The organism is Thioalkalivibrio sp. AKL17 (assembly GCF_000377885.1).
Taxonomy (GTDB): Bacteria; Pseudomonadota; Gammaproteobacteria; order Ectothiorhodospirales; family Ectothiorhodospiraceae; genus Thioalkalivibrio; species Thioalkalivibrio halophilus.
Genome location: NZ_KB898765.1, coordinates 115287 through 139550, shown reverse-complemented (window position 1 = coordinate 139550; position 24264 = coordinate 115287). Strand labels below are relative to the sequence as shown.

25 protein-coding genes are annotated in these 24264 nt (G+C 68.9%); 11 read left to right on the top strand and 14 right to left on the bottom strand.

What is annotated here, in order from left to right:
- Positions 1-67 precede the first annotated feature (67 nt).
- A complete protein-coding gene (locus D577_RS0103880) occupies positions 68-805 on the top strand; it encodes a 1-acyl-sn-glycerol-3-phosphate acyltransferase (RefSeq protein WP_026288900.1) in 738 nt (245 codons plus the stop codon).
- Positions 806-826: 21 nt separating this feature from the next.
- On the opposite strand, the gene D577_RS0103875 is transcribed toward D577_RS0103880, so the two are convergent.
- The 8 genes from D577_RS0103875 to D577_RS0103840 all read right to left on the bottom strand — a co-directional run bounded on the left by D577_RS0103875 (position 827) and on the right by D577_RS0103840 (position 9348).
- Complete coding sequence (locus D577_RS0103875) at positions 827-1663, bottom strand: symmetrical bis(5'-nucleosyl)-tetraphosphatase (RefSeq protein WP_018946258.1); 837 nt, start codon at positions 1661-1663, stop codon at positions 827-829.
- A 7-nt stretch (positions 1664-1670) separates the two neighbouring features.
- The gene (apaG, locus tag D577_RS0103870; protein ID WP_018946257.1) at positions 1671-2054 is read right to left on the bottom strand and encodes a Co2+/Mg2+ efflux protein ApaG; all 384 of its coding nucleotides are present in this window, start codon (positions 2052-2054) and stop codon (positions 1671-1673) included.
- The gene (locus tag D577_RS0103865; protein WP_018946256.1) at positions 2051-3058 is read right to left on the bottom strand and encodes a glucokinase; all 1008 of its coding nucleotides are present in this window, start codon (positions 3056-3058) and stop codon (positions 2051-2053) included. The genes apaG and D577_RS0103865 overlap by 4 nt, the downstream gene beginning before the upstream one ends.
- Before the next feature lie 91 nt (positions 3059-3149).
- A complete protein-coding gene (gene rsmA, locus D577_RS0103860) occupies positions 3150-3983 on the bottom strand; it encodes a 16S rRNA (adenine(1518)-N(6)/adenine(1519)-N(6))-dimethyltransferase RsmA (protein ID WP_018946255.1) in 834 nt (277 codons plus the stop codon).
- Complete coding sequence (pdxA, locus tag D577_RS0103855; protein WP_018946254.1) at positions 3980-4999, bottom strand: 4-hydroxythreonine-4-phosphate dehydrogenase PdxA; 1020 nt, start codon at positions 4997-4999, stop codon at positions 3980-3982. Before pdxA ends, rsmA begins: the two co-directional genes overlap by 4 nt.
- A 4-nt stretch (positions 5000-5003) precedes the next feature.
- Positions 5004-6494, bottom strand: coding sequence for a peptidylprolyl isomerase (locus D577_RS0103850; protein ID WP_018946253.1), 1491 nt, complete (start codon positions 6492-6494; stop codon positions 5004-5006).
- The gene (locus D577_RS0103845; protein WP_018946252.1) at positions 6472-8700 is read right to left on the bottom strand and encodes an LPS-assembly protein LptD; all 2229 of its coding nucleotides are present in this window, start codon (positions 8698-8700) and stop codon (positions 6472-6474) included. The genes D577_RS0103850 and D577_RS0103845 overlap by 23 nt, the downstream gene beginning before the upstream one ends.
- 6 nt (positions 8701-8706) lie before the next feature.
- Positions 8707-9348 (bottom strand): adenylate kinase, encoded by a 642-nt coding sequence (locus tag D577_RS0103840; RefSeq protein WP_018946251.1) that lies wholly within the window; start codon positions 9346-9348, stop codon positions 8707-8709.
- Between the two features lie 179 nt (positions 9349-9527).
- Between D577_RS0103840 and ppa the strand changes: the two genes are divergently transcribed.
- From ppa to lipB, 9 genes are all read left to right on the top strand, one after another.
- Positions 9528-10064: an inorganic diphosphatase gene (ppa, locus tag D577_RS0103835; RefSeq protein ID WP_018870894.1), complete on the top strand. Its 537-nt coding sequence runs from the start codon at positions 9528-9530 to the stop codon at positions 10062-10064.
- 125 nt (positions 10065-10189) lie between these two features.
- On the top strand, positions 10190-12076 hold the full coding sequence (gene mrdA / locus D577_RS0103830; protein ID WP_018946250.1) for a penicillin-binding protein 2: 1887 nt from the start codon (positions 10190-10192) through the stop codon (positions 12074-12076).
- Positions 12073-13191, top strand: coding sequence for a rod shape-determining protein RodA (gene rodA / locus D577_RS0103825; protein ID WP_018946249.1), 1119 nt, complete (start codon positions 12073-12075; stop codon positions 13189-13191). Before mrdA ends, rodA begins: the two co-directional genes overlap by 4 nt.
- A complete protein-coding gene (gene mltB, locus D577_RS0103820) occupies positions 13188-14198 on the top strand; it encodes a lytic murein transglycosylase B (RefSeq protein ID WP_018946248.1) in 1011 nt (336 codons plus the stop codon). The genes rodA and mltB overlap by 4 nt, the downstream gene beginning before the upstream one ends.
- The gene (locus D577_RS0103815) at positions 14170-15192 is read left to right on the top strand and encodes a septal ring lytic transglycosylase RlpA family protein (RefSeq protein ID WP_018946247.1); all 1023 of its coding nucleotides are present in this window, start codon (positions 14170-14172) and stop codon (positions 15190-15192) included. The genes mltB and D577_RS0103815 overlap by 29 nt, the downstream gene beginning before the upstream one ends.
- A 106-nt stretch (positions 15193-15298) precedes the next feature.
- Positions 15299-16534 carry a D-alanyl-D-alanine carboxypeptidase family protein gene (locus tag D577_RS0103810; protein WP_018946246.1) on the top strand — a complete coding sequence of 412 codons (1236 nt, stop codon included), beginning with the start codon at positions 15299-15301 and terminating at the stop codon, positions 16532-16534.
- A gap of 7 nt (positions 16535-16541) precedes the next feature.
- Entirely contained in the window at positions 16542-17441 is a 900-nt protein-coding gene (locus tag D577_RS0103805) for a D-amino acid aminotransferase (RefSeq protein WP_018946245.1), read from the top strand.
- Complete coding sequence (locus tag D577_RS0103800; RefSeq protein ID WP_018870901.1) at positions 17434-17709, top strand: YbeD family protein; 276 nt, start codon at positions 17434-17436, stop codon at positions 17707-17709. The genes D577_RS0103805 and D577_RS0103800 overlap by 8 nt, the downstream gene beginning before the upstream one ends.
- Positions 17706-18410: a lipoyl(octanoyl) transferase LipB gene (lipB, locus tag D577_RS0103795; RefSeq protein WP_371180224.1), complete on the top strand. Its 705-nt coding sequence runs from the start codon at positions 17706-17708 to the stop codon at positions 18408-18410. Before D577_RS0103800 ends, lipB begins: the two co-directional genes overlap by 4 nt.
- Before the next feature lie 34 nt (positions 18411-18444).
- Here lipB and lipA read toward each other — a convergent pair whose 3' ends face one another.
- From lipA to D577_RS0103765, 6 genes are all read right to left on the bottom strand, one after another.
- Positions 18445-19413 carry a lipoyl synthase gene (gene lipA / locus D577_RS0103790; RefSeq protein WP_018946243.1) on the bottom strand — a complete coding sequence of 323 codons (969 nt, stop codon included), beginning with the start codon at positions 19411-19413 and terminating at the stop codon, positions 18445-18447.
- 56 nt (positions 19414-19469) lie between these two features.
- A complete protein-coding gene (locus D577_RS0103785; protein WP_018946242.1) occupies positions 19470-20687 on the bottom strand; it encodes an HDOD domain-containing protein in 1218 nt (405 codons plus the stop codon).
- The gene (locus D577_RS0103780; protein ID WP_018946241.1) at positions 20680-21891 is read right to left on the bottom strand and encodes an HDOD domain-containing protein; all 1212 of its coding nucleotides are present in this window, start codon (positions 21889-21891) and stop codon (positions 20680-20682) included. The genes D577_RS0103785 and D577_RS0103780 overlap by 8 nt, the downstream gene beginning before the upstream one ends.
- A gap of 114 nt (positions 21892-22005) precedes the next feature.
- Positions 22006-22518 (bottom strand): hypothetical protein, encoded by a 513-nt coding sequence (locus tag D577_RS0103775; RefSeq protein WP_018946240.1) that lies wholly within the window; start codon positions 22516-22518, stop codon positions 22006-22008.
- The gene (locus D577_RS0103770; protein ID WP_018946239.1) at positions 22515-22925 is read right to left on the bottom strand and encodes a hypothetical protein; all 411 of its coding nucleotides are present in this window, start codon (positions 22923-22925) and stop codon (positions 22515-22517) included. The genes D577_RS0103775 and D577_RS0103770 overlap by 4 nt, the downstream gene beginning before the upstream one ends.
- Positions 22926-22943: 18 nt before the next feature.
- Positions 22944-23186, bottom strand: coding sequence for a BolA family protein (locus D577_RS0103765; RefSeq protein ID WP_018870908.1), 243 nt, complete (start codon positions 23184-23186; stop codon positions 22944-22946).
- 276 nt (positions 23187-23462) lie between these two features.
- On the opposite strand from D577_RS0103765, the gene D577_RS0103760 reads away from it, so the two are divergent.
- Positions 23463-24215: an MBL fold metallo-hydrolase gene (locus tag D577_RS0103760; RefSeq protein ID WP_018946238.1), complete on the top strand. Its 753-nt coding sequence runs from the start codon at positions 23463-23465 to the stop codon at positions 24213-24215.
- The last annotated feature ends 49 nt before the right edge of the window (positions 24216-24264 follow it).

The window sequence follows — 24264 nt, the reverse complement described above, 5'->3', positions numbered from 1 at the left end:
ATCCCGCGGTGGTCCCGCAACACAAGGGACGGGCATGAGAGGTATGGCAAGAGGGGTGTTCCGGCTGATCCGGATTCTGGGCCATCTGCTGGTCGGGGTCTGGGTTACCTGGCGACTCCAGCGACAGCGCGCCGGACCCGAGGCGCATTCGCAGGTGCGGCGCGCCTGGTATCGCAGGGCACTGCAGCTGGCGGGCGTGTACTGCGAGGTCGCGGGGGAACCACCCCGCGAGGCGTCGCTGGTGGTCGCCAATCATGTGTCCTGGCTGGATATCCCGTTGCTGGGCGCGGCGGTGGACCCCTGTTTCCTGTCCAAGGCCGAGATCGCCCGCTGGCCGATCATTGGCTGGCTGGCGCGACGCCACGGTACGCGCTTCATCCGTCGCGGCGGCCACGAGGCATCGGCGCACGTGGAGGCGATGCGCGAGGGGCTGGACGCGGGGCGGCATTTCGTGGTGTTTCCGGAAGGTACCACGACCTTCGGAAACGGCCTGCGGCGTTTCCATCCGCGGCTGTTCGCGGCGGTAACCGGCACCGTGCATCCGGTTCAGCCGGTGGCTCTGGACTACGAGACCGGCAGCGACGGTACCGTTCCGGTCGCCTATGCTGGAGAAGAGCGGCTGGTATCCAACGTTTGGCGGCTGCTGTGCCGTCCGCGCACGCGGGTGAGCGTGCATGTGCTGGAGCCGCTGGAGGGGCGCGATCGCCCGCGCCGCGAGCTCGCCGAGGCGGCGCGTTTGCAGATCGTCGAGGTGCTGGGTGTGCCTGCCGAGCCGATCGACGGTTCCCGCCCCGGGCGGGGCTGACGAGGCCCGTCCGGGTGCTTCTCAGGCCCCCGGGCAGGGGGTGTGTTCCACCGCAGCGGTCTGCGGCGTGGCGCCGTCCAGGCGTGCCAGGCTCATCGCGTTCCCCCATACGCAGCCGCTGTCCAGGGCCAGCCAGTCGGACCCCCGCCGGTGGCCCAGCGCGGCCCAGTGGCCGAACACCACGGGCTGCCCGCGGGTGCGGCGCCCGGGGTGGTCGAACCAGGGCACCAGGTTTGCCGGTGCCTCCTCGGGCGGGCCGTTGCTGGCGAATTCCAGGCCGGCCCGGGAGTCGGCCTCCACCATGCGCATGCGGGTGAAGCCGTTGATCGCAAAGCGCAGGCGCTCGTAACCCTGCAGGGCCGGATCCCACAGCGCCGGCGTGTCGCCGTACATCACCTCCAGCAGGGCACGACGCCGGCGCGGTTCGCGCAGTTCGGCCTCTACTTGCCGCGCCTCGGCGGCGGCGGTGTCGGTGTCCCATACCGGCGGGATGCCGGCGTGCACCAGCGTCCAGTCGCTTTCCGGGTCGACATGCAGCAGCGGCTGGCTGGCCACCCATTCCAGCAGCTCCGCGGCATCCGGGGCGTTCAGCACCTCCTGCAGGGTGTCGCGCCGGCCGGGTTCGCGCAGGCCCTCGCTGGCGGCCAGCAGATGCAGGTCGTGGTTGCCGAGCACGGTCGTCGCGGCCGCGCCCAGCGAGCGGACCCGCCGCAGGCAGCCGGCCGAGTCCGGCCCGCGGTTGACCAGGTCCCCGACCAGCCACAGGTGATCGCGGGCCGGGTCGAAGCGTACGCGTTCCAGCAGGCGCTCCAGCGGATCCAGGCAGCCCTGCAGGTCGCCGACGGCGTACAGTGCCACGCGGGCCTCAGTGCAGCGTGCGGGGGACGGACAGGGTGAACGGCGGGATGGTGGCCTCGAAGGTGTGGCCCTGCTCGTCGCGCATCTCGTAGCTGCCTTCCATCATGCCCACCGGGGTTTCGATCACCGTGCCGCTGGTGTATTCGAAGGAGTCGCCCGGGGCGATGTGGGGCTGTTCGCCGACCACGCCCTCGCCGCGGACCTCCTGGGTCTGGTCGCGTCCGTCGCGGATGATCCAGTGGCGATTGAGCAGCTGCACGCTGCGCTCGCCGGCGTTGTGGATCACCACGTGGTAGGCGAAGACATAGCGGTCTTCTTCGGGCTCGGACTGGTCTTCGACATAGGCACTGGAGACTTCGATCTCGACGGGATTTTCCTGCTGCATGGTCATGGGGCGGATGCTCCGTGGGGACGGGCGCGGGAAGCGGCGACCGCGGCTCCCAGCAGGCCCGGTTCGGGATGAATGATCAGTTCCACCGGCAGGCGCTCCAGCAGGTCTTCCATCGGCGGGCGTGCTCGGAAGGCCTCGCGGAAGGCCGGGGCGAGAAAATGGTCGGTCCAGCGCGGGGCGATGCCGCCGCCGATGAAGACGCCGCCGCGCGGCAGCGCGGTCAGCGCCATGTCGGCCAGCTGCCCGGCGTACAGGGTAACGAAGCGGCGCACCACTTGCAGCGCGGCCGCGTGGCCGGTGTCGGCCAGCGCGCTGATGGCGGCGGCGGGCTCCGCCGCGGCCAGCGCGCGCCCCAGTTCGGGGTCGTCGCGGCGCTGCAGCTCGAAGCGGCCGATGCGCGCGATGCCGCGGCCGCTGAGCAGGTGTTCGCGAGTGCACAGGCCGGCCTCGGCGGTGACGAAAGCGGCCAGTTCGGTCTCCTCGGCGTCGGTCGGGGAAAAACGCGCGTGGCCCCCTTCGCCGGGATGGATCGCCGGCGGGGTATCTGCGCCCGCGGGCGGCGTGACCAGGCAGGTGCCCAGCCCGGTGCCGGCCCCGGTGACCAGCCGCGGTCCCGCGGGGTCGGCTTCGCCGTTCTGCAGGATCAGGCGGTCTTCCGGGGTCAGGGCCTCGAGACAGGCGCCCACCGCGGCGAAATCGTTGAGCAGGGCCACGGGCACGCCGGCGGACGTGGCCAGCTCGGCGGCGTCGAGTTCGGGCCAGTCGAGATTGGTGACGCGGCCCCGCCCACCTTGCACCGGCCCGGCGATGGCCAGTCCGGCTCCGGCGAACTCGGCGTCCGCCTGTTCCGGGTGCGCGAGCCAGTCGCGGAGGATCGAGCCCAGGTCGGCATATTCCCGGCTCGGGTAATGGGTGGTCGCGTGCAGTTGCCACCTACCCCGGGCGTACTCGGCTCGCGCCAGGCGGGTGTTGGTCCCGCCGACGTCGGCGACGATCAGCTGCATGCGGTCCCTGCCAGTCATGTTCCCATGGTAACGCGAGCGGGGTGTGGAGTGAGAAAGACGGACCCGGGGCGGGGCCGAGCCCGTACCCGGGTCACTCCGCCCCGGCGGATTCGGGGATCCGGCGGGCGAGGGCGTCGAAACCGGCGACGTCGACGGTCTCCGGTCGCTGGCCGGGATCCAGGCCGGCGGCCTCGATATCGGCTGCCTCCAGCAGTCCCGCCAGCCCGCGGCGCAGGGTCTTGCGCCGATTGGAGAACGCGCGGTTGACCAGCGCGGCGAAGGCGGGCAGCCGCGCAGCGGGCACCCGCGGCTCGGCATCCGGGACGATGCGCACAACGGCCGAATGCACCTTCGGCGGCGGGTGAAACGCCCCCGGCGGGACCCCCAGCAGTTCGGTGGCGCGGGCGCGCGCGGCAACCATCACGCTCAGGCGGCCGTAGCGCTTGCTGCCCGGCTCGGCGGTGATGCGTTCCACCACCTCGCGTTGCAGCAGGAAATGCATGTCGCGGATGTGCTCGCTCTGCTCCAGCAGGTGGAACAGCAGCGGGGTGGAGATGTTGTAGGGGAGGTTGCCGACCACGCGCCAGCCGGCGGGCGGGGTCTCGCCGAGTGCGGCCAGGTCCAGTTCCAGGGCGTCGCCGGTGTGCAGGGTCAGGCGTTCGGGCGGGAAGTGGCTGCGCAGCGCCGCGGCCAGATCGCGGTCGATCTCCACTGCGTCCAGCGCATGCAGGCGATCCAGCAGCGGGGCCGTCAGGGCGCCGCGCCCCGGGCCGATCTCCAGCATGCGATCGTCCGGCTGCGGGTCGATGGCCCGCACGATGCGATCGAGGATGCCGGGGTCATGGAGGAAATTCTGGCCGAAGCGGCGGCGGATCGGGCCCGGTCCCTCGTCGGCTGCGGCCGGGCGCCGGGTGCGTCGGGTCATGTCGGGGTCCTCGCTGGCGGTGCCCCGCGGTGGCCCGCGAGACGGGCGGCCAGGTTCTCCGCCGCGGCCAGACTGCCGACCTCGGCGCGTCCGCTGCCGGCCAGATCCAGCGCGGTGCCGTGATCCACCGAGGTGCGCACGAAGGGGAGGCCCAGGGTGACGTTCACCGCCTCGCCGAACCCGGCGTGCTTGAGCACCGGCAGGCCCTGGTCGTGATACATGGCGAGCACCGCGTCGGCCCGGGCGAGGGCGCGCGGGGTGAAGGCGGTGTCGGCCGGCAGCGGCCCGGTCAGGTACATGCCGCGTTCGCGCAGGCGGGCGAGCACCGGTTCGATCACGAGCTCTTCCTCGCGCCCCAGCACGCCGCCTTCGCCGGCGTGCGGGTTGAGCCCGAGTACCGCGATGCGCGGCCGCGCCAGGCCGAAGTCGCGGCGCAGGTCGTGATCCAGGATGTGCAGGGTCCGTTCCAGTACCGGCGGGGTAATCGCGTCGGGGACCTCGCGCAGGGGCAGGTGGGTGGTCACCAGGGCAACGCGCAGATCACCGGCGACCAGCATCATCACCGGTCGGCCGGAGCCGGCGCGTGCGGCCAGCCATTCGGTGTGGCCGGTGAAATCGTGGCCGGCCCGATGGATCACCCCCTTGTGGACCGGGGCGGTCACCATGGCGTCAAAGTGTCCGTTGAGGCAGCCGTCGGCGGCCGTGGCCAGCAGGTTGAGCACGTGCCCGGCATTGGCCGGTTCCAGGGCCCCGGGGGTCACGGTTGCTTCCACCGGGACCTCCAGCAGCTCCAGGGTCCCGGCGGGTGTGGGTTTGCGCGGGGCGTCGGGGTCGTGCTCGCGCAGGGTGAGGTCGATGCGCAGATCGCGTGCGCGGCGTTCGAGGACGCCCGCATCGCCGATCGCGACGCGCTGGGCCGGGCCGGCGTGGCGCGCCAGCATGGCCAGCAGGTCGGGTCCGATTCCGGCGGGTTCGCCGGCGGTCAGCGCCAGACGCGGAACCGGTTCTCCGGCCATCGGCTCAGGGCTCGAGGCCGTCGACGCGGTATTCGACATAGGCGCCCTCGCGCAGGCGGCGCAGCCACAGCTCCATCTCGTCCTGGCGCTTGCGGTTCTGCAGGACTTCGCGGGCGCGGGCGCGGATCTGCTCGCGGGTGGTGTCCACTTCGCGGCGGTCCAGCACCTCGATGATGTGCCAGCCGAACTCGCTCTGCACCGGTTCGCTGACCTCGCCCGGTTCGAGCCGGTTCATGGCCTGTTCGAAGCCGGGTACCAGTTCCCCGGGGCTGATCCAGCCCAGACGGCCGCCCTGTGCGGCGGACCCCGGGTCGTCGGAGTTGCCGCGGGCGAGATCGCCGAAGTCCTCGCCCTCCTGCAGGCGGTTGTGCAGGGCGCGGATCTGGCGCTCGGCCTCTTCCTCGCTGCGGACCTCGTCGGGACTCTTGAGGATGTGGCGGACTTCGGTCTGTTCGACCAGGGTCTGGTCACCGCCCTCGCGGTCCTCGAGGCGGATGATGTGGAAGCCCTGCGGTGAGCGCAGGACGTCGCTGACCGCGCCGGTGCGCATCAGGATGGCCTCGCGGGCCAGCACCGTGGACAGCTCGCCGGGGCTGCGCCAGCCCAGATCGCCGCCCTGCAGGGCCTGCGGTCCGTCGGATGCTTCCATCGCCACCCGGGCGAATTCCTCGCCTTCACGCACGCGGGAGCGCAGCTCCGCGGCCTTTTCCCGCGCCTCGCGGATCTCGTCGCTGCCCGCGCCCTGCGGCACCGCGACGAGGATGTGCGAGATGCGGTAGCGCACGTCGCGGTCGATGGCGCCGCTCTCCGAGGCGATCAGATCTTCGATCTCCTGATCGGAGACCCGGACCCGGTTGTCGACCTGGCGGCTGCGCAGCTGGTTGATGGTCAGCTCGGTGCGGATCTGCTCACGAAACGCCTCGAAGTCCACGCCGTCCTGCATCAGGGCGCGGCGCAGCTGGGGCAGTGTCATGCGGTTTTCGCGCGCGATCTGCTCCATGGTTCGGTTCAGTGTCATCTCGTCGATGCTGATGCCGATCCTGCGGGCCTCCTGCAGCTGCACGCGCTCGGTGACCAGCTGTTCCATGACCTGGCGCGCAAGGGCATCCTGGCCGGGAGGACGCTGCCCCTGTTCGGCCATCTGCTGAGCCACCAGGTTCATGCGTTCCACCAGCTCGCGCTGGGTGATCACGTCTTCCTCGACGATCGCGAGGATGCGGTCGGTGAACTGGTCTTCCTCCGGCGGGGTGATCGCCGGGGCGGGCGCGCCCGCATCGGTGGCGGCACCCGGGGTGACCGGGGCCTGTACCCCCGTTTCGGCGCCGGGGCCCGCTCCGGTGCCCGCTCCGGTGCCCGTACCTTCGGGCATGGAGAGCGGGTCGTGCTGGGCCTGGGCCAGCGGCGCCAGGGCCAGGGCAAGCCCGGCCAGGAGCAGGGGGCGGGCAAGCATGCCCGCGCGGCGACCGGCGCTTTTAGCGGTCGGGGTGCGCATCATATCCGGCAATACCTTCGCTCAGGAGGCTGTCGACTCCGCCGTCGAAACGGGCCAGTCCGTCCAGCGTGATCTGGAAATGGATCGAGTTGTCGTAGCGCTGGTCGGAATCCAGCGAACGCCGGGCGACCACGCGCAAACCATAGCAGCAACTACGATACTGGAGACCGGCCAGAAGTTCGAGGTCGCGTTCACTGCGCAGGCTGTAGTTCCAGCGTCCGACCAGATCCACGCGGTCGCCGGCCGGCCACAGGACGGACACGTCGGTCTGTTCCAGCCGGTCGGCCCGCTGGCGGTAGCCGAGGTTGATGCGCCGGCGCTCATCCGGGCTCCAGGATACGCCGAGCGCGGCCAGCGAGGTGTCCTCGTGCTCGCGGTTGTAGAGCACCGAGCCGCGGCCGTCCCAGGCATCGCCGATGCGCAGGCGCCCCTCCACGGCGAGGTCCGAATGGCGATCCTCCAGCGCGGGCGCGGAGGGGCTGCGGCGTACGCGGCGGTCGCGGAAATAGCGGATCTCGCCGACCGACAGCCGGGCGCGTTCCTGTCCGCTGGCGGTGTCGAGGATGCGGCTGGTCAGGGCGGCGGTCAGCTGATGGGTGTCGCCCACGCGGTCGGCGCCGGTAAAGCGCTGCAGACTGAACAGGTTGTCGAAGCTGAACTCGCGCTCGCCGGTGTCGAACACCGGGATGTCGTCCTGGTCGCGGTAGGGCACGTAGCCGTAGAACAGTCGCGGCTCCAGGGTCTGCAGCCGTTCGCCGTCGGCCAGGTCGCGTTCGAAGATCAGGCCGCCGTCCACCGCGGCATGCGGTACGGTGCGGCGGATGGACTCGGGGCCGGGCTCGCCGCGGCGGTCCAGCTCGTAGGCGGTGTAGCGCACCCCGGCGCGGGGCTCGACAAAGATCCCGCCGGTGTCGAAACGCCAGGCCAGTTCCGGGTCGAGGTCGAAACGCAGGCCGGTGGGACGGTCCGAGGCGCGCTCCTGACGGGCGAAACGCACCAGTTCGGCGTCCAGGTCCCAGGTGACCCCGCCGCCGGCCCATTGTCCCGCGTATTCGCCGGCTTCCAGGGTGATCTGCGGCAGGCGCTGGTAGGGTTCGCGCCGGTCGGCCAGCTCGGTGTCGACGATCTGGTAGTCCTCGACCCGGGTGCGCAGGCGGTAGCGCGGCTGACTCCAGGTCAGGTCGGCCCGGCGGCGCAGGTCGCGCACGGAGCCGGAATAGCGGTCGGCGGAACCGAAATCGCGGAAATATTCGCCGTCGGAGACCTCCGCGGCATCGATGTCCAGGCGCAGGCCGGGGGCGATGCGGGTGCGGTGCTCCCAGGCCACAAACTGGCGATCCTCGCCGGTCTCGCGATCATCCGGCAGGTAACGAAAATCGACCTGTCCTTCGTGGGCAGGCTGCAGGTAGCGGAATTCGGTGCTCAGCTTGATCCCGCGGTCGGCCATGATGCGCGGCGTGAACGTGGCGTCGTAATTGGGCGCGATGTTCCAGTACCACGGCAGGGACAGATCCGCGCCGGTGCGTCCGCCGGTGCCGAAGCTGGGCAGGAGGAAGCCGGACTTGCGCCGGTCGTCCAGAGGAAAATCGATATACGGGGTGTAGGCCACCGGTATGTTGCGCACGCGCAGTACGGCGTGGCGGGCGACGCCGCGCCCGCTTTCCTGGTCGAGGTCGAGGCGGGCGGCGTCCAGGCGCCAGGAGTCCCGGTTGACCGGGCAGGTGGTGTACTGCGCCTGTTCGAAGCGGTGCCGGTCGGGGTCGAGCTGCGTGCCGGCCCCGGCCTGTCCGCGTGCGGGCACCGAGCGCACCATGTAGTGGATGCGGCTCAGCTCCCCGGTATCTTCGTCGAGCTGGAAGCGGCCGTCTTCGCCTTGCAGCAGCAGGTCGCCGTCGAACAGTCGGACCGCTCCCTCGGTCCGTGCCAGCCCCCGGGCGCGGTCGTAGTCGAGGACCTCGGCGTCCAGCCGTTGACGGTCTGCGTACAGCCGGACATCGCCCTCGGCGCGCACCTGGTCGCCCTCGCGCCGGACGTGATCCGCCTCGATCTCGCGCACGTCGGGCGGCAGTTCGCGCAGGGCGGGCCAGACGGCGTCGGGTGCGAATTCGCATCCGGCGGGACGATCCCCGCCGAAGGCCGTCTCCGCGCCGGCCGCCGGGGCGGTGGCGACCAGCACGAGGGACACCGCCGCGGCACGCGCCGGCCGCATCGCGGATCAGTCCAGCAGGCCGCGGATCTCGTCGAAGATCCGTTCCATGTCGCGCGTGCCGTCGACGTGCTTGAGCAGACCGCGGGTGTCGTAATACTCGATCAGCGGCTGCGTCTGTTCCTCGTACACCTGCAGGCGGCTGACCACCGTCTCCTCGGTGTCGTCCGCGCGGTGGACCAGGTTGCCGCCGCACTGGTCGCAGACGCCTTCCTTCTGCGGCGGGAAGGTGTGGGTGTTGAACACCGCGCCGCAGCTTTCGCAGGAGACCCGGCCGGTCAGGCGCTGCTTCAGCTCCTCGAACGGCACGTCGATCTGGATCGCGCGGTCCAGCGGACGCTCGATGTCGGCCAGCATGCTGTCCAGGGCCTCGGCCTGGGCGCAGTTGCGCGGGAACCCGTCGAGGATGAAGCCCTTCTCGGCGTCGGGCTCCTGCAGACGGTCGCGGATCAGGCCCAGCACCAGGTCATCGGGGACCAGCTGGCCGGCGTCCATGGCACTCTTCGCCTTCAGGCCCAGCTCGGTCTCCGCGGCGACGGCCGCGCGCAGCAGGTCGCCGGTGGAGATCTGGGGGATGCCGAAGTGACTGACCATCTTCTTGGCCTGGGTGCCCTTGCCGGAACCGGGGGCGCCCATCAGGACGATTCGCATAATTGACTCCTGCCGTGTGCCGTTCGCGCCTGCATCGGCGCCGGCACGTGGATTGGGTATCGAAAAACGCACGCGGACTTATACCGACTGGTCGGGGGCCTCGCAAGCCGGCCGGGATCGTTCACCTGTCGCGCAGTCCCGTTATAATGCCGCGCCAACCAATCAAGCGGGAAGAGACGATGGATCTGAATCAGATTGAAGCCGGGAAGGATCTGCCCGATGACATGAACGTGGTGATCGAGATCCCCGCGCACGGTCAGCCGGTCAAGTACGAAGTGGACAAGGACAGCGGTGCGCTGGTGGTCGACCGTTTCATGACGGTTGCCATGTTCTACCCCTGCAACTACGGGTTCGTGCCGCAGACCCTGTCGGAAGACGGCGATCCGGTGGACGTGCTGGTGATCACGCCGGTGCCGCTGATGCCGGGTTCGGTGGTGCGCGCGCGGCCGGTGGGCGTGCTGCAGATGTCCGACGAGGCCGGGCAGGATGCGAAGATCCTGGCGGTGCCGGTCACCAAGCTGCATCCGGGGTACGAGAGCGTGAAGGGCCCGGAAGACGTGTCGCAGGAACTGCTCGACAGCATCAAGCACTTCTTCGAGCACTACAAGGAGCTCGAAGCCGGCAAGTGGGTCAAGGTGGAAGGCTGGGCGGACGCCGAGGCCGCCAGGACGGAGATTCTTGCCAGCTACAAGCGTTTCCAGAAGAGCAAGATCTGAAGCCTTTCGCGCAGCCATGGGCGTGCCGTGCGGGCCCCGGGGGAGCCGGTCTCCCGGGCGCGTCGGTGCGCGTGCCCGTCCGCGACCCGATGGAGCGGTCCTGATGGCCGCGGGCGGGCGGCCCCATGGATGAGCGCGACGCCTATGGACAGGAACAGCACGATCACCGGCGTTTTGTCGCGCGGGTGGTGCTGTCCCTGGTGCTGCTGGCGGGGGTGCTGGGCCTGATCGGCTGGCACACCGCCAGTCTGCAGGTGGGTGCGCACGAGCACTACACCACGCTTTCCGAGAACAACCGGCTGCGCATCGAGCCCATCGCCCCCAGCCGGGGCGTGATCCGGGATCGCAACGGCGTGCTGCTGGCCGGCAACCGGGCTTCCTATCAGCTCGAGGTCACGGTGGAACAGGCCGACGACCTCGAGCGGCTGCTGGAGCGGCTCGAGGAGTTCGTGGAGCTCTCCGATGCCGACCTCGAGCGGTTCCGCCGCGGGGTGGAGCAGCGGCGCCCGTTTCAGCCGGTGTTGCTGAAGGCGGGGCTGGACGACGAGACCGTCGCGCATCTGGCCGTGTCCCGGCATGAGCTGCCCGGTGTCGAGATCGAAGCGCGTCCGATGCGCTATTACCCGGCCGGCGAGGCGTTCACGCATGTGGTGGGCTACGTGGGCCGGATCACGCGCGAGGACCTGCAGCGCGTGGACCGGCGTGCCTATGCCGGGGTATCCCACATTGGCAAGACCGGTATCGAGCAGCATTACGAGGAGCTGCTGCACGGCCGCCCGGGCCACCGCCAGGTGGAGGTGAACGCTCAGGGCCGGACGATCCGCGAGCTGGAGGTCAGCCCGCCGACGGCCGGGACCGACATCCATCTGACCCTGGACTACAACCTGCAGCTGGCAGCCCGCCGCGCACTGGGGGACCAGCGCGGGGCGATCGTGGCCATCGAGCCCGCCAGCGGAGACGTCCTGGCCATGGTCAGTGCCCCGGGATTCGATGCCGAGCCGTTCGTGAAGGGGCAGTCGCAGGAAGAGTTCTCGGCACTGCGCGACCATCCGGGGCGGCCGCTGTTCAACCGGGTGCTGCATGGCCAGTATCCGCCGGGGTCCACCATCAAGCCGATCGTGGCCCTGGCCGGCCTGCACGAGGAGGCGACCACCGCCGACCGCGAGATGTTCGCCCGCGGCTACTACCAGATTCCCGGGCACGAACGCCGCTATCGTGACTGGCGCCGGGAGGGCCATGGACTGGTCGACATGTCGCGCGCGATTGCGGTGTCATCGGACGTGTATTTCTATGATCTCGCCCACGACATGGGGATCGACCGGATCACGCCGATGCTGGAAGCCTTCGGTATCGGCGAGCCCACCGGCATCGATCTCAGCGGCGAACGCACCGGCATCCGGCCGGGACGCGACTGGAAACGTGCCACCCACGGCACCGTCTGGTATCCCGGCGAGACCCTGATCACGGCCATCGGGCAGGGGTACATGCTCAGTACCCCGCTGCAGATGGCCGATTTCACCACCACGCTGGCGAATCGGGGCGAGCGCGTGAGCCCGCGCCTGCTGCGGGCGATGGGGGATGGCCGGGAACAGGAAATCGGCGAGACCCTGCTGCCCGATTACCGCCAGCCGGTGGCGCTGGATGAAGCCCACTGGGACGTGATCCACGAATCGCTCGTCGAAGCGGTGCACGAACCGCATGGCACCGCCTGGGGCAGTATCGGGAGCACCCGTCCGGAGTACACCATCGCCGGCAAGACCGGGACCTCGCAGGTCTTCAGCCTGGGCGAGGACGAGGAGTACGACGAGGACGAGCTGGCCCGCCATCTCTGGGATCACGCCCTGTTTACCGGCTATGCCCCGGCGGATGACCCGCAGATCGCGGTTGCGGTGCTGGTGGAGCACGGCGGCAGTGGTGGCCGCGTAGCGGCGCCCAAGGCGCGCGAGGTCATGGATGCCTGGCTGCTGGGCGGTGGCGGCATGAGATTGCCCGTCGAGGAGGCCGGGGAATGATCAGCGTGACCGGACGTGAGCTCTCCGCCGGGCAGTGGGCCCTGCGCAGCCTGCGGATGGATGGCACGCTGCTGATCCTGCTGTCGCTGCTGCTGATGCTCGGTCTGGTGGTGCTGTTCAGCGCGACCGGCGAGAGTCTGGTCGCGCTGGAGAACCAGGTGTTGCGGATCGGCTTCGGGGTCGCGGCGATGCTGGTGATCGCGCAGATCCCGGTACGGGTACTCCGGGTCATGGCCCCCTGGCTGTTTGTCGCCGGTCTGGTGCTGCTGGTCGCGGTGCTGTTCTTCGGCGAGATCGGCAAGGGGGCCCGGCGCTGGCTGGATACGGGGCTGGTGCGTTTCCAGCCTTCGGAGATCATGAAACTGGCCGTGCCGATGATGACCGCGTGGTACCTGTCGCTGCGCCAGGGTGCGCCGCGGGCGCGCGATCTGGCCGTGGTGCTGCCGATCATCCTGGTGCCGGTGTGGCTGATCATGGAACAGCCCGATCTGGGCACCGCGATGCTGGTGGGCGTGGCCGGGTTGCTGGTGGTCTTCCTCGCCGGGCTGTCCTGGCGCTGGTTCACCGGCCTGGGGGCCCTTGTGGCCGCGGCGGCGCCGGTGCTCTGGCTGCAGATGCATGACTACCAGCGCCAGCGCGTGCTGACGCTGTTCAATCCCGAGTCCGATCCCCTGGGGACCGGTTATCACATCATCCAGTCGCAGATCGCCATCGGCTCGGGCGGGTTCTACGGCAAGGGCTGGCTCAACGGGACCCAGTCGCAGCTGGACTTTCTGCCGGAACGCTCGACCGATTTCATCTTCGCGGTGTATGCCGAGGAATTCGGCTTCATGGGGGTGGTGCTGCTGCTGGCGCTGTATTTCGCCATCGTCGCGCGCGGGCTGTGGCTGGCATCCCTGGCGCAGGACCGCTTCGCCCGTCTGCTGGGTGGCAGCATCAGCCTGACCTTTGCGGTGTACATGGTGGTCAACATCGGCATGGTGACCGGGCTGCTGCCGGTGGTGGGAGTTCCGTTGCCTCTTGTGAGCTATGGCGGAACTTCGCTGGTGACGCTCATGGTGGCCTTCGGTATTCTCATGAGCATTGCCTCCGAAAAACGCCTGGTGAATCGATGAACCCCGTGAATCCGCGTCGCCTTGCGACGACTGCTGCCGTCTCCTGCCTGTTTGTGGCCGCCACCGCCGCGGCGGCCAGTTCCGAATACCGGGCGGGCGAGACGCCCTATCTCGAACGCGAAGATGTGCAGGAATTCATCGCTGAACGGGCGGAGGCGGGATTCGATCGCGAATGGCTGGTGGAACTGTTCGAGGAGGCCCGGCCGCGCCAGGACATCATCGACAGCATCTCCAGCCCCGCCGAGGCCCTGCCATGGAAGGATTACCGGCCGATCTTCGTGAACGATCGCCGGGTCCGCCGCGGGCGCGAGTTCATGGAAGAGCAGGCCGAGTGGCTGGAACGCGCCGAGGAACGCTTCGGTGTCGAGCCGGAGATGATCGCGGCGATCATCGGCATCGAGACCGATTACGGACGCAACACCGGGAGCACCCGCGTGCTGGATGCCCTGGTGACCCTCGGGTTCGACTACCCGCCGCGGGCGGATTTCTTCCGCAGCGAGCTGGGCCATCTGCTGGAGCTGGCGGAAGAGGAGGATCTGGAGATCCTTGATCTGCATGGCTCCTACGCCGGAGCGATGGGTTACGGCCAGTTCATCTCCTCCAGCTACCGTCATTACGCGGTGGATTTCGATGACTCCGGGCGGCGCGACCTGCTGAATTCCTGGCCGGACGCGATCGGCAGCGTGGCGAACTACTTCGCCGAGCATGACTGGCGCTGGGGCCAGCCGGTGGTCGTGCGCGCCGAAGTCGACGAACACCCGGAGGCACTGGTCGAGCAGGGCTACACCGCCCGTTTCGACCTGGACGAGCTGGCCGAACACGGGGTGCGTCCGGCCGAAGGCGAAACGGTCGACCCGGACGGTGATTATTCGCTGGTGTATCTGGAGGCCGACGAGGGCGATGTCTATTATCTGGGGTATCCGAATTTCTACGTGATCACGCGATACAACCGGAGTCCGCTGTATGCGATGGCCGCCCATGAGCTGGCGCAGGCGCTGTACGACTGACGGGCGTGCGATCGGCGGGGCCGCCCTGCCGGTTGCGCTGCTGGCCGGTATGATCCTTGCCGGTTGCTCGGGTACGCCCGAGCGCGACCGCCCGCTGGGGGACGCCGCCCATGACAGCTATCCCGATCCCGACGAAGTACCGCGGGATCTGGCACTCCTGCCGGATGCCGAACCCACCGACGAGCCGCCCAGTCGCCACGGCAATCCGGCCGAGTACGAGGTGTTCGGTCAGCGCTACGTGACGCTGTCTTCTTCCGAAGGTTTCGAGGAGGAGGGGATGGCGTCGTGGTACGGAACGAAGTTTCACGGCCGCCGGACCTCCAGTGGCGAGCCCTATGACATGTACGCCATGACCGCGGCGCACAAGAAGCTGCCGCTGCCCAGCTTCGTCGAGGTGACCCATCTGGAGAACGGGAAGCAGGTGGTGGTCCGGGTGAACGATCGCGGCCCGTTCGTGGATGACCGCATCATCGACCTGTCCTATGCCGCGGCCCATCGTCTGGGCATGACCGACGCGGGCGTGGCGCCGGTGCGTATCCGCGCGGTCGGCCCCGGGGACGTGAACGGCGAGGTGCGTACGGCCGAACGCGGTCGCGGCGAGGGTGCCGACACCATCGCGGAGCCGGAGCCGCTGGCGGCGGACGCGAACGACCCGGACGCAACGCGGGAGATGGCCGGGACGGTCGACGGCGACGGGGCGTACAACGGTGACCCGGTGTCCGGACAGCCGGTGTCCGGACAGGGGGACAGCCAGGAGCCCGCGCGCTATATCCAGGTGGGCGCCTTCGGTGAACGGATGACGGCCGAGCGCCTGCGCGAAAGCCTGCAGGCGGACGGATTCCGGGTGGCCGAACTCGGTCGCGTGGAGACCGCCGGCGGCGAGGAGCTGCACCGTGTGCGCGTGGGCCCGCTGCACGGCGAGGACACCGTGCGCGACACGGCCCGGCGGCTGGAGGCGGTGGCGCCCGGGGATTTCCGTATCGTGACCGATTGAGAACCCGGACGGCGTGCCGGTCTGGTATCTTTGGCATCCTTCGGTGTCCGGCCGCCGTGTGCGCCCGCAAGCCCCCGGTCCTCATTCATGGAGACTCCTTCGGTTCATGAAGTCATTACTTCGCAATTCCCTGATCACCGTCAGTTTTCTGCTGTTCCTGCCCGTGGCGGCCAGCGCCGTGGAACTGGAACTGCCACGCGCCGGAACCGGACCTTCGGCGCCCGGCAGCATCCCTTCTCCGCCATCGGACATCTCCGCGGCCAGCTATGTGCTGAAGGACTTCGAATCGGGTGTGGCCCTGGCGGAGCGCGATCCGTCCGCGCGGCGCGAGCCGGCGAGCCTGACCAAGCTGATGACGGCCTACGTGGTGTTCGGCGAGATCCGCGACGGCCGACTGTCGCTGGAGGAAGAAGTCACCATCAGCGAGCGGGCCTGGCGTACCGGGATGGAGGGCGCTTCGCGGATGTTCATCGAGGTCGGCGAGGAAGTCCGGGTCGAGGACCTGCTGCGCGGTATGATCATCCAGTCCGGCAACGACGCCTCCACCGCGCTGGCGGAGCGCGTGGCCGGCTCGCAGGGTGCCTTCGTGGACATGATGAACAACCAGGCCCGGCGGCTGGGCATGCGGGATTCCTACTTTGCCAACCCCCACGGGCTGCCGGAAGAGGAGTCGCAATACACCACGGCGGCCGACATGGCGACCCTGGCGCGGGCCCTGATCCGCGAATTCCCGGATCTGTACAACCTGTATTCCGAGCGCTCGTTCGAATACGCCGGGATCGAGCAGAACAACCGTAACCTCCTGCTGTGGCGCGATGCCGGTTTCGACGGCCTGAAGACCGGCTGGACCTCGGCGGCGGGCTACAACCTGGTGTCCTCCGCCGATCGCAACGACCGTCGTCTGGTGGCGGTGGTGATGGGCATCGACGCCCCCGACCATTCGACCGGAGGCACGCGCCGCGCGAACGAATCCCAGGCACTGGTGAACTGGGGTATGCGCTTTACCGAAACCCGGCAGCTGTTCGGTGCCGGCGAGGCCCTGGGCATGCCGCGGGTCTACAAGGGGAGCGAACAGGAGGCACCGGTCGGTCTGGCGGAGGATTTCTGGGTGGTGATTCCGCCCGGCGAGGGGGATGACCTGTCGGCTTCCATGGAGATCGACCATCCGCTGGAGGCGCCGCTGCGCGAAGGGGCCCGGGTCGGGCGCGTGGTTGCGACCCTCGACGGCGAAGCCGTCCACGAACAGCCCCTGGTCGTGCTGCAGGAGATCGAGACCGGCGGGTTCGTCCGCCGTGGCTGGGACAGTGCGGCGTTGTGGGTGCAGTCGGTGTGGCCGTTCTGAGGCAGACATGAGCATTGCCCTGTTCAATGGCGAATTCCTGCCGCTGGAGGAAGTCCGGATCTCGCCGCTGGATCGCGGCTTCTTGTTCGGCGATTCGGTGTATGAGGTCATCCCCAGTTACGCGGGCCGGTTCTTCCTGCTGGACGCGCATCTGGACCGCCTCGCGCGGTCGCTGGCGGCCATTCGCCTGCCGAACCCGTTCGGCCGCGAACAATGGGAACGTCATCTGGGCGATCTGCTCCGCCACAACGGCGCGGAACCGACGGACGGATCGACGCCGCCGGACCTTGGGCTCTATCTGCAGGTGACCCGCGGGGTGGCCCCGCGGGATCACGCCTTCCCGGATGTCTCCGAACCCACGGTACTGGGGATGGTCAGCCCCATCCGTCCGCTGGGCCCGGCGGTGCGCGAGGCGGGCGTGAGCGCGGTGACCCGCGCCGACGAGCGCTGGGGTCGCTGCGACATCAAGGCGACCACCCTGCTGGCCAACGTGCTCGCGCGTCAGGAGGCCGTGGAATCCGACGCGGTGGAGGCGCTGCTGTTGCGCAATGGTCGGCTGACCGAGGGTGCAGCAAGTAATGCGTTCGTGGTGCGCGACGGGACGCTGGTGACACCGCCACTGGACAGCGGGATGCTGGCCGGGGTGACGCGCGACTTCGTGCTCGGGCTCGCCCGGGGCGAGGGCGTGCCCGTGGAGGAGCGGGGCGTGACCGCCGCGGAACTGCGGGCCGCCGACGAGGTCTGGCTCAGCAGTTCCACCCGTGAATTGCTGCCGGTGACCCGTATCGACGGCGAGCCGGTGGGCACTGGCCGGCCGGGTCCTCTGTGGACGCGGTTGCATGCCGCCTACCAGGCCGCCAAGCCCGGTGCCGTGCGTCGACAGTCGGAGGCCATGAACCATGAGTGACGAAGAAGAACGCGAGACCCTGATCGAATTCCCCTGCCGCTTCCCGATCAAGATCATGGGGGACTCTCACCCCGAATTGATGGAAGCGGTGGAATCCTGCGTCAACGACCACGTGGACGAGCCCGGGGATGCGGTGATCCAGCAGCGGGCATCCAGTGGCGGGCGCTTTGTCGGGATCACCGTGACCATCACCGCCACCAGTCAGCTGCAGCTGGACAACCTCTACCGGGCTCTGGGGCAGTGCAACCGGGTACGGATGATCCTCTGAATACGCTGCGGGTTCACCGTCTGGGCGATCAGCCCTACCTGCCGGTGTGGCGGGCGATGCGCCTGCACGCGGCGGAGCGCGGGCCGCACACGCCCGATCAGCTGTGGTGTGTGCAGCACCCGCCGGTCTATACCCAGGGGCGCAACGGTCGTGCCGAACACCTGCTCGATCCCGGCTCGGTGCCGGTGATCGCGATCGACCGCGGCGGACAGGTGACCTGGCACGGGCCGGGGCAGCTGGTGGTGTATACCCTGCTGGATCTGCGGCGCCGCGGGCTTGGGGTGCGGGCGCTGGTGGAGCGCCTGGAACAGGCGGTGATCGATGCCCTGGGCGAGTGGGGCATCGTCGCGGGCCGTCGCGAGGGCGCGCCCGGGGTCTACGCGGGCGATGCGAAGATCGCCGCACTGGGCCTGCGGGTGCGCCACGGGGTCAGTATCCACGGGCTGGCGCTCAACGTGGATCCGGCCCTGTCGGCCTTTGGCCGTATCCATCCCTGTGGTTATGCCGGACTGGCGACGACCTCGGTGGCCGCGGAAGGGGGGCCCGCGAACCCCGAGCGGGTGCGGCGCGTGGTCCTGCGGGCGCTGGCCGCGCAGCTGGCCACCGGGGGGCCGGAAACGCCGTCGGCCTGCGAGGAGGTACCGACGCTGCCGCCGGAACTGCTGCGCTGCCTGGCGCGGCCGCTGGCCCCGGCGGCCTGAACGCCGCCGGGTGGGCGGCGGCTGAGCGGGGTGTTCAGACGGCTTCGGTTTCTTCGGTAACGCCCTGCGCCTGCAGGTCCGCGTGGTAGGAGGAACGCACCATCGGTCCGCTCGCGACCTGGCGGAAGCCCATCTCGCGGGCGCGTTCGCCCAGCTCGTCGAACTCCTCCGGCGTGAGGAAGCGGGTGACCGGCAGGTGGTGGCGCGAGGGCTGCAGGTACTGCCCGAGGGTCAGCATGTCGCAGCCATGGTCGCGCAGGTCCTGCAGGACCTGCAGCAGTTCCTCGCGTTCCTCGCCCAGACCCAGCATCAGCCCGGACTTGGTGGGGACGCCCGGATGCTGCTCCCGGAAACGCCGAAGCAGGTCCAGCGACCACTGGTAATCGGCGCCCGGGCGCGCCTCGCGGTACAGCCGCGGCACGGTCTCGAGGTTGTGGTTGAAGACGTCCGGCGGAGCCTGGCGCATGATCTCCAGCGCCCGGTCCATGCGCCCGCGGAAGTCGGGCACCAGGACCTCGATCTTCGTGTTCGGGGTGCGTTCGCGGATCTCGCGGATGCAGTCGACAAAATGTCCGGCACCGCCGTCGCGCAGGTCGTCGCGGTCCACCGAGGTGATGACGACGTATTTCAGACCGAGGGCCTCGATGGTCTCGGCCAGGTGCCGGGGTTCCTCGGGGTCCAGAGGCTCCGGACGGCCGTGGGCCACGTCGCAGAACGGGCAGCGCCGGGTGCAGACTTCGCCCATGATCATGAACGTGGCCGTGCCGTGGTTGAAGCACTCGCCGAGGTTGGGGCAGCTGGCCTCTTCGCACACGGTGACCAGCTTCTGTTCGCGGAGGATGCCCTTGATGCGCTGGACTTCGGGGCGCGCCTGGCTCTGCGCGCGGATCCACGAGGGCTTGCGCTGCGGTTTCGTGGTCGGATTGATCTTCACCGGGATGCGCGAGACCTTGTCGGCGGCGCGCTGTTTCTCCCCGGGTTGCGGACGGTTCGTTGCGGTCATGGTTCGGTTCCTGCCGGTTGACGCCTCCGGGGGGCCCGGAGCCGTCAGTGTTTCCCTCAGGCGAGTTCCTGCATGAGGGCTTCGATCTTCGGCCGTGCCTTCTCCACCGCGGCCAGTTCGCCGTTTTCGTCCAGCGTGAAGCCGAGCCGCCGGATGGCCTGGAGGTTTTCCAGCGGAATGGCCCGGGCGCGTTCCACCTCGGAGGCGTCGCGCAGACAGGCATTGCGCGCGATGCGCACGATGTCGGTCAGGGGCGCGGCATCGGGCTGTTCCGGCCCGCCGGAATCACGGATGGCTGCCATGATATCGGAGGCGAGCCCCCATTGCTGGGCAACCAGTTCGCCGGTCATGGATTCCAGACGCTGGATCACGTGTTCCACCTCGACGGCATCCGGTTGCTCTTCGCGCGAGGCGATTTCGCCGAGGACCGGCAGGGCGCCGACCCGGTGCAGCAGGCCGGCGAGCAGGGCGCGCTGACGATCAGCCTCGCCGGATTCGTCCGCCAGCACGAAGGCGATGGCGGAGATGCGCGTGGACTGACGCCACAGCTGCTCCATGACGGCGCGATAAGGGCTGCCCCGGTCGATGAACACCTGCTGGGCGGCCAGCGCGAGCACCAGCTGGCGCGTGCGCTCGAGGCCGAGGCGCGCGATCGCATCGCCCAGGCGCGTGATCTCGCGTCGTGAGCCCATGGCCGGGCTGTTGGCGACCGATAGCAGGCGGGACGCAGTGCTGGGGTCGCGTTCGACGATCTCGGTGACCCGGCGGATCTCGATATCAGGCTCGTCGATGGCCTCCTGCAGGTGCAGGGCCACGTCGGGCAGCTGTGGCAGGGCCAGTTCGCCGGTCTGGGCCTTCTGGAAGATGTTGGCGAGCAGTTCGCCTTCCTGCGCCGTGAGGTCCACCTCGCCGACTTCCATGGCGTCGCCGACGCAGTTGAGCTGGGTCTCATAGACGTTGCGGTCAAAACGGACCAGCGTGCTGGGGCGTGCGGCGACGGCGTGGGTACGGTAGTCGTGGGGGGCGAACAGGGGCTCCAGCGCGGCCGGGTCGTCGTCCTCCACGGTGTGCGCCTTGTCGCCATGCGCCAGGACCATGCGCCCCTTCAACAGGAACACCAGGTGGCGGTATTCCTCGCGCGCATATACCTTCTGGCCGGGCTTGAGATCGATAGTCCGGGCATGGCGGATCAACTCGCGGCGACCGCTTTCGCCGAGGTCGGCGAACGGTTTCAGTCGCGGGACGACGGGGTCGAGAGTCAGGGCTTCATGCATTGAACAGGAGCTTCAGTTCGTTCAGGTCGTCGTTGCGTTCCTCGAGGAACGGGATGGGGTCGCCCGGCGCGGGCGGGTCGATGCCCAGGACCTCGAACGCCGCGACCTCGCGGGCATCCGGGTGGGGCTTGCCGCTGTAATGCAGGGCGGCCCATTCGGCCACGATGCCGACGCTGGCGTAGTCCGGCTGTTCGGCGCGGTAGGACCAGTCGTACGCGTGTTCGGCCACCGCCACCAGGTCCTGGCCCAGATCCCAGTAGTTGATGACCAGGACCCCGGCGAGGTTCCGCAGGCGCTCGATCAGCAGTCTGAGGCGCTCGGCGCCGGGGTTCTCCTCGCGCATCTCGGCGAACTGGATGATGGGCACCGCGCCGATCCCGGCCACCAGTCCGCCCAGCAGGGCCCGCTCCCGGTCGAGCAGGCGCAGCGAGTCGGCGATCAGGTAGGCGAACGCGGAGTTCAGCACGCCTTCGCTCCATACCTCGGCCATGGCCTCGCGGGTGGCCGCGTGCTTCGCCTTGAAGGTCTGGCGCAGGGCCATGTTCATCGCCAGCATGCGGGTGTTGCGAAAGCCCAGACGGGTGACCGCCTCGCGCACTGACTGGATCTGCTGGGCGCCGCGGAACAGCGGACTGTTGGTGGCGTGCAGCAGGGCGCCGGCAATGGTGCCGTCTCGCTGGATGACCTCGGTGAGGTCGTCCATGCTGGCTTCGGGGTCGTTGGTCAGTTCCTGGATGCGCAGCGCGACCTCCGGCATGGTCGGCAGCTCCAGGCGATTGCTGGTGATCAGATCGTAGAGTTCGCTGAAAAACGCGCCCTCGGTGTCGTCCAGCTCGGTGTCGCTGACCACCACGGAAGACGAATACGCCCGTTCCAGGGCGGCCTTGGGCAGCGCGAGGATGCGGCAGGGCTGTTCGGTGAGGACGAAGTCCTGATGCCCGGGGTTGCCCTCGAACAGTTCGACCGGGACGTCGTTATCCTCGCCATCGAGCCGGATGCGTTCGGGGGTCCCGCCGACCACGCGCACCAGCTGGCCGCTCAGCAGGAACAGGTGGTGCTCGCTGGCCGCATCGGGTCGCAGGCGCTTGCCGGCGGCTTCATCGCGGATTTCGCACTGGGCGGCGACTTCGTCACGAGCGCTTTGCGACAGTCCGGAGGCCGGGTCCAGTTGCTCGAGCAGCGGGCTGATCGTCGGGGTGTCCATGGGCAGGCCTGAAATCCGTACGGTTTCCGAACAAACCCGGAGTGTACCATCGTTTTTTTCGTGTGCCGTGAGTTGAGCGTTAGGAAACGCTGACCAGCGTTTCCCCGGCGCGGGTCAGTCGCCGCGCGCTCGTCCGGTCAGGCGGTCACCGGCGTCGATCAGGCCGTGCCGTTGCAGGAACCGGCGAGCATCGTCCGCGTCCTCGTGGAACCAGGCCGCGGTGCTCCCGAGACGGAAGCTGTAACCCCAGGCGTCCATGTCGCGCATCAACCGCTCGCGGCCGACACCGGGCAGGGCGTCGGCCAGCAGGATCTGCAGATAGCAGACGGCGCATTCCTCGAGGTCGTCGCCGCCGGCATTGGTGTGCAGGGTGGCGCGGCGCGCAGGGTCCATGCACAGCGTATGTCCGGCCTCGTGCAGGGCCGAATGGACCGGCGTGTCCGGGCGGACATGCACCTGCAGGCCGACGATGCCGGCTTCCGGTTCGCCCCACCAGGAGCCGGGCAGCGCGGCACCGGGCGGGTGCAGGATCAGCTCCAGGCCGTAGCCCTCGAGCAGGGCGGCGAGTGCGCCGGCCTGCTGCGGGTCGCCGCAATACAGGATCTCGTCTTCGGACGTGGTGTTCATGTATCGGCGTCGTGATCGTGGTCCAGCCCGCGCCGTTCCCGTGCGGCCCGCCGCGGGCACTCTTCGGGGTGGTCGCGGCACCAGTGGTCGACCCGCTCGGTCAGGTCATCCTGAAAGCACAGGAGGTAGAAGCGCGCCTGGTCCCGGTTGACGATCTCCGGACGCCCGAGGGCATCGACCACGCCGGTGCGCAGCGCGGCGATGATCGCGTTCGCCGCCTTTTTCTGCGGCCAGGAGGTGATCTCCCGCCAGGCCTGCGGTTCGAAGTACAGGCGCAGCAGGTCGGGCCGGGTGGTCAGCAGCATGCGCGTGACATTGCGCAGCGTGGTTTCCGCCTCGGCCCAGTCTTCCACCAGGCCGCCCTCCAGCAGGCGCTGGATCTCCTCGCGACCCTTGGGTGACAGCATGACGGCGACGCTGGCCGTTCAGCCTTCCGCCTCGGCTTCCTCCGGCGTCAGGGCAACAATCGACAGGGCGTGCAGTTCGCCGCTGTCGATCTGCTCGCGTACGGTGGCGTAGACGGTCTGGTGTTTCTTCACGCGGGACATGCCCTCGAACTGCGGGCTGATGACCCGCGCCTCGAACTTGCCTTCACCCCCGGTCACTTCGACCGACCGGGCATCGGGCAGGCCCGCGCGGATGAGTTCGGCGACCTGACTGGCTTCCATGGGGATTCTCCTGATTGAATGCACTGTCGGCACGGGATTTGGACCGCGATGATAGCGGTCGCCCGCGGACGACAGAAGAGCCCCCGCATGCGGGGGGAGACCCGGGACCCGGAGCGGTGGAACTTGTGCCCGCCCGCAGGGCTCCACCGGAGATGGAAACGTTGCGTGGCGCAGGCTGGCGGGTAAAGCCAGCACTCGGGGTGTCAGTAGTTGGTCACGCGGCGAATTCGCGGGCTAGTATTTCAGCAAGTCCTAATACACGTCGGAGGACACGACATGATCTTCAAGCAGCTGTTCGAACCTGAATCCTCGACCTACACCTATCTCCTGTCCTGCCCGGATACCGGCAAGACGGCCCTGATCGACCCGGTCCTGGAGACCGTGGATCGCGATCTGGAGGTCCTGCAGCACATGGGCCTGAGCCTGGACTATGCGATCGAGACCCATATCCATGCGGACCACATCACCGGCGGCAAGATGCTGCGCGAGAAGGCCGGCTGTCAGCTGGCCGGCCCGGCGCTGGACGAGCTGCCCTGCCGCGACGTCGGCATCCGCGAAGGCGAGCCCTTCCGCGTGGGCAACCTGGTGGTGAACCCGCTGTTCACTCCGGGGCACACCGATACCCACCATGCATATCTGCTGGATCACGTGGGGCTGAAGATGCTGTTCTCCGGGGATGCGCTGCTGATCGAGGCCTGCGGCCGGACCGATTTCCAGTCGGGCGATCCGCACACCCTGTATCGTTCGATCCACGACAAATTCTTTACCCTGCCGGACGAGACCCTGGTGTACCCCGGACACGATTACGAAGAGCGGCAGATCACGACCATCGGCCAGGAAAAGATGCGCAACCCGCGTCTGGGCAAGGACAAGCCCGAGGAAGAATTCGTGAAGATCATGAACGAGATGGACCTGCCGTATCCGAAGAAGATCGACTGGGCGCTGCCCGGCAACGAAGGCTGCGGCATCTGCCCGGACAACCTGCCGGAGGACAAGAAGCACCTCTGCGATCCGGAAGCCCAGGGCTGAGGCCCTGAGCTACGGCCGGCGGCGTCCGCGGTCATGATCCACGGGCGCC

Bases quoted from the DNA above. Each gene is read 5' to 3' on its own strand.
- apaG (WP_018946257.1), bottom strand. From the start codon at position 2,054: ATGACCATGCAGCAGGAAAATCCCGTCGAGATCGAAGTCTCCAGTGCC.
- D577_RS0103865 (WP_018946256.1), bottom strand. From the start codon at position 3,058: ATGCAGCTGATCGTCGCCGACGTCGGCGGGACCAACACCCGCCTGGCG.
- rsmA (WP_018946255.1), bottom strand. From the start codon at position 3,983: ATGACCCGACGCACCCGGCGCCCGGCCGCAGCCGACGAGGGACCGGGC.
- pdxA (WP_018946254.1), bottom strand. From the start codon at position 4,999: ATGGCCGGAGAACCGGTTCCGCGTCTGGCGCTGACCGCCGGCGAACCC.
- D577_RS0103850 (WP_018946253.1), bottom strand. From the start codon at position 6,494: ATGATGCGCACCCCGACCGCTAAAAGCGCCGGTCGCCGCGCGGGCATG.
- D577_RS0103845 (WP_018946252.1), bottom strand. From the start codon at position 8,700: ATGCGGCCGGCGCGTGCCGCGGCGGTGTCCCTCGTGCTGGTCGCCACC.
- D577_RS0103840 (WP_018946251.1), bottom strand. From the start codon at position 9,348: ATGCGAATCGTCCTGATGGGCGCCCCCGGTTCCGGCAAGGGCACCCAG.
- ppa (WP_018870894.1), top strand. From the start codon at position 9,528: ATGGATCTGAATCAGATTGAAGCCGGGAAGGATCTGCCCGATGACATG.
- mrdA (WP_018946250.1), top strand. From the start codon at position 10,190: ATGGATGAGCGCGACGCCTATGGACAGGAACAGCACGATCACCGGCGT.
- rodA (WP_018946249.1), top strand. From the start codon at position 12,073: ATGATCAGCGTGACCGGACGTGAGCTCTCCGCCGGGCAGTGGGCCCTG.
- mltB (WP_018946248.1), top strand. From the start codon at position 13,188: ATGAACCCCGTGAATCCGCGTCGCCTTGCGACGACTGCTGCCGTCTCC.
- D577_RS0103815 (WP_018946247.1), top strand. From the start codon at position 14,170: ATGAGCTGGCGCAGGCGCTGTACGACTGACGGGCGTGCGATCGGCGGG.
- D577_RS0103810 (WP_018946246.1), top strand. From the start codon at position 15,299: ATGAAGTCATTACTTCGCAATTCCCTGATCACCGTCAGTTTTCTGCTG.
- D577_RS0103805 (WP_018946245.1), top strand. From the start codon at position 16,542: ATGAGCATTGCCCTGTTCAATGGCGAATTCCTGCCGCTGGAGGAAGTC.
- D577_RS0103800 (WP_018870901.1), top strand. From the start codon at position 17,434: ATGAGTGACGAAGAAGAACGCGAGACCCTGATCGAATTCCCCTGCCGC.
- lipA (WP_018946243.1), bottom strand. From the start codon at position 19,413: ATGACCGCAACGAACCGTCCGCAACCCGGGGAGAAACAGCGCGCCGCC.
- D577_RS0103785 (WP_018946242.1), bottom strand. From the start codon at position 20,687: ATGCATGAAGCCCTGACTCTCGACCCCGTCGTCCCGCGACTGAAACCG.
- D577_RS0103780 (WP_018946241.1), bottom strand. From the start codon at position 21,891: ATGGACACCCCGACGATCAGCCCGCTGCTCGAGCAACTGGACCCGGCC.
- D577_RS0103775 (WP_018946240.1), bottom strand. From the start codon at position 22,518: ATGAACACCACGTCCGAAGACGAGATCCTGTATTGCGGCGACCCGCAG.
- D577_RS0103770 (WP_018946239.1), bottom strand. From the start codon at position 22,925: ATGCTGTCACCCAAGGGTCGCGAGGAGATCCAGCGCCTGCTGGAGGGC.
- D577_RS0103765 (WP_018870908.1), bottom strand. From the start codon at position 23,186: ATGGAAGCCAGTCAGGTCGCCGAACTCATCCGCGCGGGCCTGCCCGAT.
- D577_RS0103760 (WP_018946238.1), top strand. From the start codon at position 23,463: ATGATCTTCAAGCAGCTGTTCGAACCTGAATCCTCGACCTACACCTAT.